Source organism: Rhizobium sp. CSW-27 (genome assembly GCF_018760785.1).
In the GTDB taxonomy this organism is placed as follows: Bacteria; Pseudomonadota; Alphaproteobacteria; order Rhizobiales; family Rhizobiaceae; genus Neorhizobium.
The window spans coordinates 20,201-35,190 of record NZ_JAHHZO010000005.1 but is presented as its reverse complement, the minus strand read 5'-3'; the positions used below and the strand labels follow the sequence as shown (position 1 = coordinate 35,190).

Here is a 14,990-nt window from a genome sequence, read left to right as displayed (position 1 = left end):
GACAGGGAACCGGCCTTTTTCATGCGCTGCGACGGCGCGCAGAAGGATCAGGGGAACATGAAAACCATCATTCACGGCATCAGGCCCATTCTGGGCATTATCAGCCGCCTTGCACTTTATCTTGCCGGAACCGGCATCGTCTGCATGACGCTCATTGTCGGCTGGCAGGTCTTTGCCCGCTACGTGCTGAACGACACGCCAAGCTGGTCGGAGCCCTTGTCACTCTTTCTCATGTCCTGGTTCATCCTGCTGGGGGCCGCCGTCGGCGTGCGCGAAAGCGGGCATCTGGGCCTCGACATCGTCCGCTATGCCATGCCCAAGCCGGTTCAGCGCGGCATGGATATGCTCAGCATGGCGCTGGTCGCCATCTTCGGCGGTTTCATGGCCTATTACGGCATCATGCTGGCGCGCGGCACCTGGACGGCCACCATTCCCGTGCTGGGCTGGCCGGGTGGCGTCGATTTCTTCCCGCTGATGACCGGCGGCACCATGATTGCAATTTTCGCGCTCGAGCGCCTGGCCGATATCATCCTCGACGAGGAAGAAGCCGTGGCGCATGCCGACCCGGTTGAGGTGGTCTGATGGCCTATACGATACTCTTCGGCTCCTTCGTCTTCCTGATGTCCATCGGCATGCCGATTGCCTTCTGCCTTGGCATCGCCTCGCTGGTCACCGTGCTTTATATCGGGCTTCCGCCCATCGTCGTTTTCCAGCAGCTGAATTCCGGCATGAACGTGTTTGCCATGATGGCGATCCCCTTCTTCATCTTTGCCGGGGACCTGATGGTGCGCGGCGGCATTGCCGCACGCCTCATCCGCTTTGCGGCGGGGCTGGTCGGCCATCTGCGCGGCGGTCTGGGGCAGGTCAATATCGTGGCATCCACGCTGTTCGGCGGCATTTCCGGTTCTGCCGTGGCCGATGCCTCCGCCGTGGGCGGTCTCATGGTGCCGCAGATGGCGGCGCGCGGCTATGATCGCGGCTATGCGGTCAACGTCACGGTCAATGCGGCGATCATCGCCCTGATGATCCCGCCTTCGCATAATATGATCCTCTATTCCATCGCGGCTGGCGGCAATGTCTCGGTGGCGGATCTGTTCACGGCAGGTATCGTTCCCGGCATGCTGCTTGCGGCAGCGCTGATGGTCACGGCCTATATCGTGGCACGCCGCCGCGGCTATCCATCGGAACCCTTTCCCGGCTTTGCCAACCTGCTGATCTACCTGCTGTCCGCCATTCCGGGCATTCTCCTGATCGGCATCATTTTTGGCGGCGTACGCTCCGGCATCTTCACGGCAACGGAAAGCTCCTGCATCGCGGTGCTCTATGCCTTCCTCGTCGCCATGCTGGTGTATCGGGAACTGAACTGGCATGGCTTTGTCGAGGCGGTGCTGGGGGCGGTGCGCACCACGGCCATGGTGCTGCTGGTCATCGGCACGGCTGCGGCCTTTGCCTGGCTCATGGCATTCTTGCAGGTTCAAACGCTGATGATCGGCGCGATCCGCGCCATCTCCGACGATCCGATCATCGTGCTGCTGGTCATCAATATCCTGCTGCTGCTGCTCGGCACCTTCATGGACATGGCGCCGCTTGTCATCATCTCCACGCCGGTTCTGTTGCCGGTGGTGAAGGCTTTTGGCGTCGATCCGGTGCATTTCGGCGTCGTGATGATCCTCAATGCCGGCATCGGGCTGAACACGCCGCCGGTTGGAACCGTGCTTTTCGTGGGCTGCGCGGTGGGCGGTATCACCATCCGCGAGGCCATGCGCACCATCTGGCCCTTCTTCGGGGCCAGCATCGCGGTGCTGATGCTCGTCACCTACATTCCGGCGCTCTCGCTCTGGCTGCCGAGCCTGTTCCGCTGAGGCTTGCGGCCTGCTCACACAAAGGGCCGGTGGATCGCTCCACCGGCCCTTTGTGCATTCCGGATTTCCACCCTTACCAGCTCTTGCTCAGCTTGAAGGTCACGGTGCGCGCATCGCCATAACCGCAGGTGGAGGCACCGGCGCAGCCGCTGACATAGACCTTGTCGAACAGGTTGGTGACGTTGATAGAACCTTCCCAGCCATTCTTCTTGTAGCGTATCGCGGCATCGAAGACGGTCGCATCCGGCACCTTCAGCGTGTTTTCGCGGTCGGCCCAGCTTTCGCCGCGATACCGGACGCCGCCGCCGATGCTCAAGCCTTCGAGCGCCGGAACCGGCACCGCATAATCCACCCAGAGCGAGGCCTGCACCTCAGGCACCAGATAGGGGCTTTTGCCGACATAGGCGGCAACGATATCCTTCTTCACCTCGAGGTCGGTATAGGTGAAGGAGCCGAGCAGTTTCCAGTTGTCGCTGAGGTCTACCTTGCCTTCCAGCTCCACGCCGCGCGATTCGACCTCGCCGATCTGGCTGGAGAGGAAGGTGCCGGGATCCGTCACCACCACATTGCGCTTGGTGAGATGGAACAGCGAGGCGGTAAACAGGCCGTCGATGAAGCCCGGCTCGTATTTCACGCCGACTTCGTACTGTTCGCCCTCTTCCGGCTTGTTGTCGGGCGTGCTGCTGACGGCGACCACCGGGTTGAAGAAGCTGGACACGCTGGCATAGGGGGTCAGGCCATTGGAAAATTCATAGGCGAGACCGGCTCGGCCGCTGAGAGCATTCTTCGAATAGTCGTAGGTGAAGTCCTGCGTCGGCGCCCAGTAGGTCGGGCCGTTATGCGTGGAGGTGTCCACGTGGTCGTAGCGACCGTTCAGCGTCACCAGCCAACCGCCGCCGAAGCGGATCTGATCCTGCGCATAGACGCCGATCTGCTTCTGGGTGATCAGCTGATTGCTGTAGGAATTGTTGGCGGGTTGGGCCTCGCCATAGACCGGATCGGTGGCGCTGATCGGATTGATCGTCGTTGCGGCCTGATCGTTGGACAGCTGGTAGTACTTGTAGTCGAGGCCCAGCAGCAGGCTGTGCTCCAGCGCCCCGGTCTCGAAGGTGCCCTCCAGCCGGTTGTCGATCAGGAAGGTGTTGACCTTGGAGGTTTGCTCGAAGCCGATGCGGTTCAACTGCAACGTGCCGATATCATACCAGCCGTAGAGATAGGGCGCATTCTCGTGCTTGTAGAGATGGCCGTAGCGGGCGTTCTGCGAAACCTTCCAGCCATTGTCGAAAGTATGTTCGACCTCGTAGCCGACCATTTCCTGATTGTAGACGCCGGTATCGACATCCGGCTCGCCGTAGAAGGCATCGCGCGGAATGCGGAAGCCCTGGGTGCTCGAGGTGTCGACGGTCCCTTGATAGGGAAAGAAGCCGCCGCCCACATGCACCTGATCGAGCGCTGCAAACGAACCCCAGAGGGTAAGCTTCGTTGCCTCGTCCGGCGAGATTGTCACTTGCGGCATGATGAAGCCGCGCAGGTCGTGCGAGAAATCGGAATAATTGTCGCCGCCGGCGATCTTGCCGGTCAGACGGTAGGTCATGATATCGCTGGAACCCACCTTGTCGGAAAGATCGAAGCCGAAGAAGGCATTGCCATTGGTGTTGATGCCGATCTCGGTCTCGTAGAGCGGTTCGTCGGTCGGCCGCTTGCGCACGAGGTTCACCATGCCGCCGGCATTGGCCCCGCCATAGAGAACCGAGGCCGGTCCCTTCAGCACCTCGATCCGCTCCAGCATGTAAGGATCGGTCTGGAAGCCGCCGAAGCCATAGGTGTAAAGGTTCAGGCCGTCATAGAAGACGCCGGTCTGCGTGGCATCGAAGCCGCGAATATACACCCAGTCCGTATCGGCATCCGCGCCGAAAGGCGCGGCCAGAACACCTGCCGTATAGGCCAGCGCCTCATCCACCTTGTTGGTGATGCCACGATCGTTCAATTCGTCGCGTCCGACAACCGAAACGGATTGCGGAATGGCGGACAGATCGGTGGCGGTCTTCGCGCCGGTTGCGGATTTCTTTGCCACATAGCCCTGCACCGGGCCATTGGCATCGCCGCCTTCCGCCGTCTGGCCCTGAACCAGAACCGGATCCAGTTCGATCGCCGGTTCGGCCAAGGCAGGCAGGGCGGCCAGCAGTCCGCCTATTGCAATTCCAGCCACAAGCGCCTTGCGGCGTCCCCTGTTCACTCTTGCATTCATTGTCGCGCCCCACCAGTCAAAGAGGTTGTTGCAACCCACTCATAAGATGAGCGCCTAACTCAAATTAAATGTCGAGGCTTGCCCGGACCGCAGAAAATTGAAGATTCTTGGGCAAAGATGGCCCGCAGCCGGTTCTGATCCCGCTCGGGGATCAGCTGTGTGCTTTTCGCCACCGTGCGGGGGTGGTTCCGACATATTGCCGGAAGACGCGGGTGAAATGCGCCTGATCCGCGAAGCCGGTCTCCACCGCAATCGCATTGAGGGGATGCGCCTGCCCCTTCAGCATGGCCTTTGCCCGCTCCAGCCTTTCGCGCATCTGCCACTGGTGCGGCGCAATTCCCGTCGATGCCTTGAAGGAATGGGAGAATTGCGAGGCGGAGAGGCCGGTCAGTTCGGCCAGTTCGTCGAGCCGCACGGTGCGCAGGCAATGTGCCTCCAGATAATCCGTGGCGCGGCGCAATTGCCAGGGCGCCAGCGCGCTGCGCCTGCGCAGCTCCGTCTTTTCCACGTTCAGCACGGAGATGATGAGCGACAGCGCCAGCCCGTCGCCGTAAAGATCGTGCAAAGGCTGCGGGTTCAGGCATTCGGCGGCAATCAGCCGGGCGAGAGCCATGGCCCTTTCATCGAAGAAGGTGAGCTTCGGATCGTCCAGCCGGCGCGGATCGAGATCGTCCATCAGCCGGTTGCGGATCGTCTCGGCGTCGAAGTGAATGTCGAGGTGCCGGATGGTGCGGATATCGGTAATATCCACCCACAGATCCATGCCCGCCGGAACATAGGAGATCGGCGTGGCATCGGCATTCTGCACCTCGCCACGGGCGCGGGCGGCCTTGCGCACGACCTGCCGGCCGCTGCCCTGCATGTCGAGAAGGATGAAGAGGCGCGGATCGCGGGCGGTATAGTGGCCGCCGGCATAGGGCGCGCATTCGACGTCCCAGACATCGGCGACCATGCCGTTCCAGGAGCGGCGGGCAACGCCCTTGCCGAGGGTAAAGCCCTCGATGCTGTTGGACATCCGGGGTTGGAAGGTCATCGGCGCGGCTTCTGCAAAAGAAGAGTTTCTTACTCCTCTATCAGACTTGCCCTATCCTTGCAATTTTGCGGATCGCGCTGCCTTCTGGCCCGCGTCCCGACCGGAGGCGCCGCTGCCGGTCCGCCAGATGCAGCAGCGCCTCCCTCTTCCTCATGGATAGATGACGCCCTTGCGCAGGATGACATTGCCGTAGAGCCTCGGCTCGCTGGTCTGCACCACGGTATGCGCCGCCCTGACCCGCGGATAGAAATCGGGGCCGAGCAGCGGCACCACCGGCTGCTTCGGCTCGTGCCGCCGGCAGCAGGCGATGATGTCCTGATGCACCGGATCGAGCGCATCGCGATCCTTGCCGACGGTGGAACGGAAGATCGCCGCCTCAACGAAATCGTCGATGGGCATCACCGACAGGATTGCATCGAGCACCGGGATCAGCCCGTGGCCGTCCAGACGCACGAGGCGGCGGGCATGCTCCAGCCCCGGATAGTTTCCGTCCACGATGGCGATTTCGTCGCCGTGCCCCATGGCCCTCAGGGTGGCCAGAAGATCGGGACTGAGAATGGGGTCGATGCCCTTCAGCATTAGGCAAGCTCCTTGAACAAGACACTCTGGTCGGTGAGGTAGCGGGCAAAGATCGGCAGGCTCGCCCCGCCGATGGCCCGCGCCTGGGCGCCGACCACGCCCTCGATGATGTCGGGAATGATGACGCCCTGCAGGTCGAGCCTGGCGACCGCCTCGACCGTGGCGGTGACGATGCGCCGCCGCACCCAGGGCGGAAAGCCGCCGTCGATGACGGCCGCGCCGAAATCGATGACGGAGGCGGCAGCCACGATGGCCTGTGCCAGTGCAGCCCCGGTATCGCGGATCCAGATCTCCAGCGGCTCGCCGAAATCCACCCATTCGTCGGCCGAATACCAGAGCGGCTGCGGATCGATGCCGCGCTCGTGCAGCAGCTTTTCCAGCACAAAGATCGAGGCGATGTCGAGCAGCTGCCGGTTCTCGCCCTGCGGGCCGCGCACCGGCAGCGGCCCCAGCGCGCCGGCCGTTCCGGTGCGCCCGGAATAGACTTCCGAATTGAGAACGATGCCGCCGCCGATGAACGAACCGATGAAGAAATAGACGAAATCCGGATAGGAGGGACCGACGCCGAAGACGAGTTCCGCGCCGCAGGCGCTGGTCGCGTCGTTCTGCAGGTAGACGGCATGGCGCACCCGCGCCGAAATCTCCGCACTGAGGTCGAAACCGCGCCAGGCATCCATGGCGCCCGGCGGCGCGCCCACTTCCTCGGCCCAGTTCCACAGCTCGAAAGGGGCGGCAATGCCGATGCCGGCGATGCGCGAGCGCTGGTCCTCGTTCATCTGTCCCTCCAGCCGGTCTATGCCGGAGGTGATGATGTCGAGGATCTGCTCCGGTTTCGGATAGGCATAGGTCTGGCGCACCTGGCGACGAATGCGGCCGACGAAATCCATCAGCACCACGTCGGCGCTGCGGCGGCCGATCTTGACGCCGAAGGAGAAGACCGCATCCGGATTGAGCCGCATCGGCACCGAGGGCTGGCCCACCCTGCCACGCACCGGCTCGCCGCGCAGAAGCAGCCCGTCCTTTTCCAGCGCCCGCATGATGACCGATACCGTCTGGGCGGAAAGCCCGCTGGCACGGGTGATGTCGGCCTTCGACAGCGAGCCGCGCAGCCGCACCAGCGACAGCACCAGCCGCTCGTTGTGGGCGCGCACCCGCACCTGATTCGATCCGCCGGCCAGAATGACGGCAGGGTTCTGTGGCCCCGTGGGCTGATTTCCGTGGATAGTCATGGCTACCCCTCCCTAAGGCGCCCCGTCTCCTCGCACAAGAAATTAGCAGCGTCGATTAATAATTCAACCGGAATTAATTATTGACAGCATCCCATTTTTTGATCTTAATGCCTCCCGTAAAGGCACGGACGACTTGGAGGAGGCGTCTGGTCACTCGAACCGGTCCGTTGCCTGGCCAAGTGCTTTCACCCTGGGAGGAGCCCTATGAAGAAAACTGTTCTGTCCGCCGCCTTTGCCACGTTCGCCATGGGCGTCGTGTTTGCCGCACCGGCATCGGCCGCCGGCGTATCGGCCTGCCTGATCACCAAGACCGACACCAATCCCTTCTTCGTCAAGATGAAGGAAGGCGCCACCGCCAAGGCCAAGGAACTCGGCGTCACCCTGAAGGCCTATGCCGGCAAGACGGATGGTGATTCGGAAAGCCAGGTCGCGGCCATCGAGACCTGCATCGCTGACGGCGCCAAGGGTATCCTGCTTACCGCCTCCGACACCAAGGGCATCGTCCCGGCCGTGGCCGAAGCGCGCAAGGCCGGCATCCTGGTCATCGCGCTGGACACGCCGCTTGATCCGATCGACGCTGCCGATGCGACCTTCGCCACCGACAACCTGCTCGCCGGCAAGCTGATCGGCCAGTGGGCTGCCGCCACCCTCGGCGACAAGGCCAAGAGCGCCAAGGTTGCCTTCCTCGACCTGACGCCGGCCCAGCCGTCCGTCGACGTCATGCGCGACCAGGGCTTCATGATCGGCTTCGGCATCGATCCGAAGGACCCGAACAAGATCGGCGACGAGAGCGATCCGCGCATCGTCGGCCACGACGTGACCAACGGCAACGAGGAAGGCGGCCGCACCGCCATGGAAAACCTCCTGCAGAAGGATCCGGGCATCAACGTGGTCCACACGATCAACGAACCGGCGGCCGCCGGTGCCTATGAGGCCCTCAAGGCCGTTGGCAAGGAAAAGGACGTCCTGATCGTATCGGTCGACGGCGGTTGCCCGGGCGTCAAGAACGTCAAGGAAGGCATCATCGGCGCCACCTCGCAGCAGTATCCGCTGCTGATGGCCGCCCTCGGCGTGGAAGCGATCAAGAAGTTTGCCGACACCGGCGAGAAGCCGAAGCCGACCGCAGGCAAGAACTTCTTCGACACGGGCGTTGCCCTCGTCACGGACAAGCCGGCCAAGGGCGTGCCCTCGATCGACACCAAGGAAGGCACGGCCAAGTGCTGGGGCTGATGCCCGGTGCCTGAATTTTTCGAATGCGAAGGGCGGCGTCTGCCGCCCTTCTGCCAAGCCACCCGCGACAGCGCCGGTCTGGCCGCATCCCGATTGGAATTGTCAATTTCATCGCCGGCAATGATGGGACATGGAACCCTGGCCGGCCCTCGCATCCTCGAGTGAGGAAAAAGGGAGGAAAATCAATGAGCGAGCCGCAAGCCGCACCCAAGCCCCACCTGGAATACGAGAGCGTGCTTTCGAAAAGTTCCACGCAGATCGCCCAGTTCGACACCAACGACAAGACGCCGCTGCAGAAGTTCCAGCACTTCCTGCATTCGAGCCCGGCCGCCGTACCGCTCATCGTGCTTCTTCTGTCGATCGCCATCTTCGGCTCGATTCTCGGCACCAAGTTCTTCTCGGCCTTCTCGCTGACCCTGATCCTGCAGCAGGTGGCGATCACCGGCATCATCGGCGCGGCCCAGACGCTGATCATCCTGACCGCCGGCATCGACCTGTCGGTCGGCGCCATCATGGTCCTCTCCTCGGTCATCATGGGCCAGTTCGCCGTCAACTATGGCGTGCCCGCCCCGCTTGCGGTGCTGTGCGGCTTTGCCGTCGGGGCGCTGTGCGGCTATATCAACGGCATCCTGGTTGCCCGCGTTAAGCTGCCGCCCTTCATCGTGACGCTCGGCATGTGGCAGATCGTGCTGGCCTCCAACTTCCTGTATTCGGCCAACGAGACCATCCGCTCGCAGGACCTTCAGGACAAGGCACCGCTGCTGCAGTTCTTCGGCGAAAACATCCGCATTGGCGGCGCCGTGTTCACCTATGGCGTCATCGCTCTGGTTCTGCTGGTGCTGGCGCTGTGGTATGTGCTGAACCGCACCGCCTGGGGCCGCCATCTCTACGCCGTCGGTGACGATCCGGATGCAGCAGAACTTGCCGGCGTCAACGTCAAGGGCATGCTGATCTCCGTCTATACCCTCTCCGGCGTCATCTGTGCGCTCGGCGGCTGGGCGCTCATCGGCCGCATCGGCTCCGTTTCGCCGACCGCCGGCCAGTTCGCCAACATCGAATCGATCACCGCCGTCGTGATCGGCGGCCTGTCGCTCTTCGGTGGCCGCGGCTCCATCCTCGGCATGCTGTTCGGCGCCCTGATCGTCGGCGTCTTCCAGCTCGGCCTGCGCCTCATCGGCACCGATCCGCAGTGGACCTACATGCTGATCGGCCTTCTCATCATCGCCGCCGTTGCAATCGACCAGTGGATCAGAAAGGTAGCAGGCTAATGGCACAGGAACCCATCCTCTCCGCCCGCGGTCTCATCAAGCGCTATGGCAAGGTGACGGCGCTCGACCGTGCCGACTTCGACCTCTATCCCGGCGAAATCCTGGCCGTGATCGGCGACAACGGCGCGGGCAAGTCCTCGCTGATCAAGGCGATCTCCGGCGCCGTGACGCCGGACGAAGGCGAGATCACGCTGGAAGGCAGGACCGTCCACTTCCGTTCGCCGATCGAGGCCCGCAAGGCCGGCATCGAGACCGTCTACCAGAACCTCGCCTTGTCGCCGGCGCTCTCCATCGCCGACAACATGTTCCTCGGCCGCGAGATCCGCAAGCCGGGCGTGCTCGGCAAGGTGTTCCGCTCGCTCGACCGCGCCGCGATGGAAAAATTCGCCCGCGAGAAACTGTCCGAGCTCGGCCTCATGACGATCCAGAACATCAACCAGGCGGTTGAAACCCTCTCGGGTGGCCAGCGCCAGGGCGTGGCCGTGGCCCGCGCCGCCGCCTTCGGCTCCAAGGTCATCATCCTCGACGAACCGACCGCCGCACTCGGCGTCAAGGAAAGCCGGCGCGTGCTGGAACTGATCCTCGACGTGCGCTCGCGCGGCATCCCGATCGTGCTCATCTCGCACAACATGCCGCATGTGTTCGAAGTGGCCGACCGCATCCACATCCACCGTCTCGGCCGGCGCCTGACGGTCATCAATCCGAAGGACTATTCGATGTCCGACGCGGTTGCCTTCATGACCGGGGCAAAGTCTCCGGAACCCCTGGCCGCCTGATCGAGGCGCGCCCGGAACCTTGGGTCGCGCCGCTTGACGGACGCGGCGCGACCCCTTTCCCGGCCACCGGCCGGCCTCTCCGGTCCGTTCCACGGCGCATGACGCAACGGCGTTCACCTTCCTGCCGTCGCTTTTGATATTTGTGAAAAGATATCGCTTCCGATTCCACCAGAATCGGGTTCCAATGTCCTTCCCTTCGGGCTGCATCCGCCTAAATCTCACCGGGAAAATCGCTCCCTGGATCACCGCCAGGGCGTCCTGCATTGGAATGACGACCGTGACACCCCAAGCTTCGAGCGGCGCCGCACAGGCGGCTGCTTCCCTTGCCCATGTCAAAGCCGCCGGCTGGGGCAAGGGCCTTTCGATCCTCACCCGCATCACCGTGATGGCCTTCCGGCATCCCTGGCAATCGGGAGCCGCCATCGGCGCCACCTTCATCGCCTCGGCCTTCCAGCTGATGATCCCGCGCCTGCTCGGCGAGGCGATCGACGAGGCGCAGGGGGTCGGCGCGGGCGGCACGGCCGGGGTTGCCGCACAGGATGCGCTGCTTGCCACGGCACTGCTGCTGCTCGGCGCCAGCGTGCTGCGCGGCCTGTTCACCATGGTGCAGAACTATTACAGCGAGGCGGTCGGCCATCATATCGGCTACGAGCTCAGGCTTGCCTGCTACGAGAAGATCCAGCGTCTGTCGTTCAGCTTCCATGACAGCATGCATTCCGGCGACCTCATCACCATCGGCCTTCTGGATCTGGAAGGCGTGCGGATGTATTTCTCCACCGCGCTGGTCCGGATGATCTTCCTTTCGGTGCTGATCGGCATCGGCGCCTATCTGCTCATCTCCACCGATGTGCTGCTCGGGCTTCTGGCGCTCAGCTTCGTGCCCTTCGTCGGCTGGCGTTCCTCCGTCACGCAGCTGAGGCTGCGCTCCACCTGGCTCGACCTGCAGGAACGGCTGCAGGTGCTGACGCGGGTCATGGAGGAAAATCTCGGTGGCATCCGCGTCGTGCGGGCCTTCGCCGCCCAGACCCACGAAATGGAGAAGTTCGAGGCGGCCTCGCTCAACGCGCTGACGCTTGCCCATCAGCGCGTCGGCATCCGTGTTGCCAATACCAGCGCAATGACACTGTCCTTCTTCGCCGCCATGGGCCTGGTGCTGTGGGTCGGCGGCACCAAGGTGACGGCCGGCGAGATGACCGTCGGCACGCTCGCCTCCTTCCTCACCTTCATGACCATCCTGCAGATGCCGGTGCGCCAGCTCGGCCTGATGGTCAATGCCTTTGCCCGCGCCTCCACCTGCGGCGCGCGCCTGTTCGGCCTTCTCGATCTCGACATCGCCATCAAGGACAAGCCGAAGGCGCCGGCACTGGTGGTGCGCGAAGGCACGCTGCGTTTCGAAAATGTCGGCTTTGCCTATCCTGCCGCCCCGGACAACCGCGTGCTGGACGGCATCAGCTTCGAGGCGCGCCGCGGCGAAACCATCGGCCTCGTCGGCCCGCCGGGCAGTGGCAAGTCGACGATTGCCCACCTGATCCCGCGCTTCTACGAGGTGGGCCAGGGCCGCATCACCATCGACGGGCAGGATATCCGCGATGTCACGCTGCAATCGCTGCGCCGTTCGGTGGTCGTCGTGCCGCAGGACAGCTTCCTGTTCACCACCACGATCGAGAACAACATCGCCTATGGCGACCCATGGGCGCGCGAAAACCAGATTGCCCGGGCCAGCGAAAGCGCGCAATTGCACAATTACGTGCTCGGCCTGCCATCGAGCTACGGCACGGTGGTCGGCGAGCGCGGCGTGTCGCTCTCCGGCGGCCAGCGCCAGCGGCTCACCATCGCGCGCGCGGTCATGCTGAAGCCCGCAATCATGGTGTTCGATGATTCGACCGCCGCCATCGACGCGGCCACCGAGCAGCGCATCCGCAGCGCCATGCGCCGCAACGCCTCCGAGCGGGTGACGCTGATTGTCGCCCACCGGCTCGGCTCGCTGATGCATGCCGACCGCATTCTCTTCGTGGAGAACGGCCGGATCGTGGAAGAGGGAACGCATCAGCAGCTGCTGGCACTGGGTGGACGCTACAAGGCGCTGCATGACCTGCAGGTTCGCCCGGGCGACGACGCGCTGGCCGGCTGAGGGAGGACGACATGGCCGAGGAAATGGAAACCGAACGCGCCGACGTGCGCGAGGATGGCCGCCGCCCGCCGCGCGCGGTGGTGGGCTCGCACCGCATCGAGGAGGAAATCTTCGGCAAGGTGTTCGACCGCAACATCATTGCCCGCATCTGGGATTTCGTGCGCCCCTACAAGAGGAAGGTCGCACTTGCCGTGGTGGCCGTGCTGGTGTTCACCGCCATGCAGCTCGCCATTCCGCTGATCATCCGCCACGCGATCGACAACGGCATGCAGCCGGGCGGCGACCACACCGCGCTTCTTGCCGCCATCATCGCCTTCGGCGTGGCGATCCTCGTCAATTTCGCCGCAAGCTATGCCCAGGAAATGCTGGTCGGCAATGTGGCAGAAGACGTGCTGTTCGATATCCGCCGCGCCATGTTCCACCACCTGCAGCGCGTCTCGCTGTCCTTCATGGACAAGACGGAGGTGGGCCGGCTGATGTCGCGCCTGCAGGGCGACGTCAATTCCATGCAGGAATTCCTCGAGACCTCGGTTCTCTCGGTCGGCGACATCACGCTGCTGATCGGCATCGTGGTGGTGATGCTCTATCTGGATTTCTACCTCGGCCTGCTCACCCTCTCCGCCCTGCCGATTCTCTTCATCGTGCGGCTGTTCTGGCTGCCGGTGGCACGCAAATCCTTCATGGCAGCGCATGAATCCAATTCTGTGGCAAGCGGCGCGCTGGCGGAAGCCATCCATGGCGTGCGCGCCGTGCAGGGCATGGATCGCCAGGCGGTCAACTTCACCCTGTTCGACGACAAGGCCCGCACCAACCTCAACAACCATCTGCATGCCGCCCGCCTCGCCCAGGTGATGGTGCCGATCGTCGACACGCTGACCGGGATTGCCATGGCGCTCGTCATCGTCGTCGGCGGCGCGCGCGTCCTCAACCAGGCGCTCGATGTCGGCGTGATGGTGGCCTTCCTCTTCTACATCCAGCGTTTCTTCGACCCGATCCGCTCGCTCACCCTGCAATATTCGGTGATGCAACGCGCCATGGCCTCCGGCCAGCGCCTGACCGACGTGCTCGACGTGCGCGTCGAGATCGAGGACAAGCCGGATGCCAGGGTGCTCTCGCCGGACATGGACGGCTCGGTGGAATTCCGCAACGTGGTGTTCGGCTACAATCCGAAGCACCCCGTGCTGAAGAATGTCAGCTTCCGGGTCAATCCGGGCGAGACGGTGGCGCTGGTCGGGCCGACGGGTTCGGGCAAGTCCAGCTGCATGTCGCTGATCCACCGCTTCTACGAGGTGCAGCAGGGCGCGGTGCTGGTCGGCGGCCACGACGTGCGCGACCTGACGCAGGAATCGCTCGGCCGGCAGATCGCCATGGTGCTGCAGGAACCCTTCCTGTTCACCGGCACCGTGTTCGAGAACATCCGCTACCACAAGACCGAGGCCACCCGCGAGCAGGTGATCGATGCGGCCAAGGCCGTCGGCGCCCATGACTTCATCATGCGCATGCCCGAAGGCTATGACAGCCAGCTTGGCCAGCGCGGCGGCAATCTCTCGCTCGGCCAGCGCCAACTGCTGAGCTTCGCCCGGGCGCTGGTGGCCGATGCAAAGATCCTTGTGCTCGACGAGGCCACCGCCAACATCGACAGCTATACGGAGATGCTGATCCAGAAGGCGCTGGTCAAGCTGCTGCAGGGCCGCACCGGCCTCGTCATCGCCCACCGGCTGGCGACCATCCGCGAGGCGGACCGCATCATCGTGCTGCAGAACGGCGAGCTGATCGAAAGCGGCAACCATGCCGAACTGATGCGCAACGACCGGCTCTATGCCCGCCTCTACAACCTCAATTACGCTTCCTTCGACGACATTCCGGAGGATGTCATCGACAAGGCGGCCGTCGCCAGCGCCACCTGAGCCTGCTGCGGAACCATCGCCCCTTCCCTCCGTTTCCCTGGCGACAACCCGAAGGAGACAGCGATGACCGTAAACAGCAAGCCAGAACGTGCAGTCGGCGAGGAACAGGCGCCCGAAACCCGCCGCCAGGGCACCATTCCCGCCGGACCGGACGCCCGCTCGAAGGTCGATCCGGACAAGACGCCCGGCACCGGTGCCCTGCCGCCGACCGATGCCCGCGAGATCGATCCGGGCTCGGAATAGACGCTCGCCGCCCGCTGCGGCGCCTTGACCGCTTGCGGCAAGGCGCCGGCCCGTCTAGACCCTCGGATGAGGCAGAACGGAACGGGACCATGAGCGGCGAGACCATTACGCTGTATGAAGCGATCGGCGGAGATCAGACCGTGCGGGCCCTGACCCGCCGGTTCTACGAGTTGATGGACAGCCTGCCGGAGGCCGCGCGCTGCCGCGCCATCCATCCGCCGGATCTCTCCGGCAGCGAAGCCAAGCTTTACGACTACCTCACCGGCTATCTCGGCGGCCCGCCCGTCTATGTGGAGAAATACGGCCATCCGCGCCTGCGCGCCCGCCATTTCTCCGCCCCGATCGGTGTGGCGGAACGCGACGAATGGCTGCTGTGCTTCCGGCGCGCGATGGAAGAGACCATCGAGAATCCGAAGCTGCGCGACATCATCTGGGCCCCCGTCGAGCGGCTTGCCCAGCACATGCAGAACCGGGAGGAATGAGC

General features: G+C 63.7%; 13 protein-coding genes. 9 read left to right on the top strand and 4 right to left on the bottom strand.

All coding sequences use genetic code 11. The annotated features are described in order from the left end of the window. Positions 1–57: 57 nt before the first annotated feature. Positions 58–582 (top strand): TRAP transporter small permease, encoded by a 525-nt coding sequence (locus KLP42_RS11560; RefSeq protein WP_215566834.1) that lies wholly within the window; start codon positions 58–60, stop codon positions 580–582. Continuing rightward, positions 582–1,862, top strand: a complete 1,281-nt coding sequence (locus KLP42_RS11555) for a TRAP transporter large permease (protein ID WP_215566832.1) — start codon at positions 582–584, stop codon at positions 1,860–1,862. Before KLP42_RS11560 ends, KLP42_RS11555 begins: the two co-directional genes overlap by 1 nt. Before the next feature lie 73 nt (positions 1,863–1,935). On the opposite strand, the gene KLP42_RS11550 is transcribed toward KLP42_RS11555, so the two are convergent. From KLP42_RS11550 to KLP42_RS11535, 4 genes are all read right to left on the bottom strand, one after another. Next, complete coding sequence (locus KLP42_RS11550; protein WP_215566830.1) at positions 1,936–4,110, bottom strand: TonB-dependent siderophore receptor; 2,175 nt, start codon at positions 4,108–4,110, stop codon at positions 1,936–1,938. 151 nt (positions 4,111–4,261) lie between these two features. After that, complete coding sequence (locus tag KLP42_RS11545; RefSeq protein ID WP_215566828.1) at positions 4,262–5,143, bottom strand: AraC family transcriptional regulator; 882 nt, start codon at positions 5,141–5,143, stop codon at positions 4,262–4,264. 150 nt (positions 5,144–5,293) lie between these two features. After that, positions 5,294–5,722, bottom strand: coding sequence for an RbsD/FucU family protein (locus tag KLP42_RS11540; protein WP_215566826.1), 429 nt, complete (start codon positions 5,720–5,722; stop codon positions 5,294–5,296). After that, entirely contained in the window at positions 5,722–6,951 is a 1,230-nt protein-coding gene (locus KLP42_RS11535) for an ROK family transcriptional regulator (protein ID WP_215566824.1), read from the bottom strand. Before KLP42_RS11535 ends, KLP42_RS11540 begins: the two co-directional genes overlap by 1 nt. A gap of 204 nt (positions 6,952–7,155) precedes the next feature. Between KLP42_RS11535 and KLP42_RS11530 the strand changes: the two genes are divergently transcribed. The 7 genes from KLP42_RS11530 (at position 7,156) to KLP42_RS11500 (ending at position 14,988) form a co-directional block, all read left to right on the top strand. Further along, positions 7,156–8,181 carry a sugar ABC transporter substrate-binding protein gene (locus KLP42_RS11530; protein ID WP_215566823.1) on the top strand — a complete coding sequence of 342 codons (1,026 nt, stop codon included), beginning with the start codon at positions 7,156–7,158 and terminating at the stop codon, positions 8,179–8,181. 185 nt (positions 8,182–8,366) lie between these two features. Beyond that, positions 8,367–9,449, top strand: a complete 1,083-nt coding sequence (locus tag KLP42_RS11525) for an ABC transporter permease (protein WP_215566822.1) — start codon at positions 8,367–8,369, stop codon at positions 9,447–9,449. After that, positions 9,449–10,225, top strand: a complete 777-nt coding sequence (locus KLP42_RS11520) for an ATP-binding cassette domain-containing protein (protein WP_215566821.1) — start codon at positions 9,449–9,451, stop codon at positions 10,223–10,225. Before KLP42_RS11525 ends, KLP42_RS11520 begins: the two co-directional genes overlap by 1 nt. A gap of 277 nt (positions 10,226–10,502) precedes the next feature. Beyond that, positions 10,503–12,356 (top strand): ABC transporter ATP-binding protein, encoded by a 1,854-nt coding sequence (locus KLP42_RS11515; RefSeq protein ID WP_502941296.1) that lies wholly within the window; start codon positions 10,503–10,505, stop codon positions 12,354–12,356. A gap of 11 nt (positions 12,357–12,367) precedes the next feature. Then, positions 12,368–14,263 carry an ABC transporter ATP-binding protein gene (locus KLP42_RS11510; protein ID WP_215566819.1) on the top strand — a complete coding sequence of 632 codons (1,896 nt, stop codon included), beginning with the start codon at positions 12,368–12,370 and terminating at the stop codon, positions 14,261–14,263. A 63-nt stretch (positions 14,264–14,326) separates the two neighbouring features. Beyond that, a complete protein-coding gene (locus KLP42_RS11505) occupies positions 14,327–14,506 on the top strand; it encodes a hypothetical protein (protein ID WP_215566818.1) in 180 nt (59 codons plus the stop codon). Between the two features lie 89 nt (positions 14,507–14,595). After that, positions 14,596–14,988: a group II truncated hemoglobin gene (locus KLP42_RS11500; protein ID WP_215566817.1), complete on the top strand. Its 393-nt coding sequence runs from the start codon at positions 14,596–14,598 to the stop codon at positions 14,986–14,988. Positions 14,989–14,990: the final 2 nt, after the last annotated feature.

What these genes read in the sequence shown, in the direction of transcription:
- KLP42_RS11540 (WP_215566826.1), bottom strand. Translation starts at nt 5,722, where the DNA reads ATGCTGAAGGGCATCGACCCCATTCTCAGTCCCGATCTTCTGGCCACC.
- KLP42_RS11555 (WP_215566832.1), top strand. Translation starts at nt 582, where the DNA reads ATGGCCTATACGATACTCTTCGGCTCCTTCGTCTTCCTGATGTCCATC.
- KLP42_RS11520 (WP_215566821.1), top strand. Translation starts at nt 9,449, where the DNA reads ATGGCACAGGAACCCATCCTCTCCGCCCGCGGTCTCATCAAGCGCTAT.
- KLP42_RS11510 (WP_215566819.1), top strand. Translation starts at nt 12,368, where the DNA reads ATGGCCGAGGAAATGGAAACCGAACGCGCCGACGTGCGCGAGGATGGC.
- KLP42_RS11500 (WP_215566817.1), top strand. Translation starts at nt 14,596, where the DNA reads ATGAGCGGCGAGACCATTACGCTGTATGAAGCGATCGGCGGAGATCAG.
- KLP42_RS11560 (WP_215566834.1), top strand. Translation starts at nt 58, where the DNA reads ATGAAAACCATCATTCACGGCATCAGGCCCATTCTGGGCATTATCAGC.
- KLP42_RS11545 (WP_215566828.1), bottom strand. Translation starts at nt 5,143, where the DNA reads ATGACCTTCCAACCCCGGATGTCCAACAGCATCGAGGGCTTTACCCTC.
- KLP42_RS11525 (WP_215566822.1), top strand. Translation starts at nt 8,367, where the DNA reads ATGAGCGAGCCGCAAGCCGCACCCAAGCCCCACCTGGAATACGAGAGC.
- KLP42_RS11535 (WP_215566824.1), bottom strand. Translation starts at nt 6,951, where the DNA reads ATGACTATCCACGGAAATCAGCCCACGGGGCCACAGAACCCTGCCGTC.
- KLP42_RS11530 (WP_215566823.1), top strand. Translation starts at nt 7,156, where the DNA reads ATGAAGAAAACTGTTCTGTCCGCCGCCTTTGCCACGTTCGCCATGGGC.
- KLP42_RS11505 (WP_215566818.1), top strand. Translation starts at nt 14,327, where the DNA reads ATGACCGTAAACAGCAAGCCAGAACGTGCAGTCGGCGAGGAACAGGCG.
- KLP42_RS11550 (WP_215566830.1), bottom strand. Translation starts at nt 4,110, where the DNA reads ATGAATGCAAGAGTGAACAGGGGACGCCGCAAGGCGCTTGTGGCTGGA.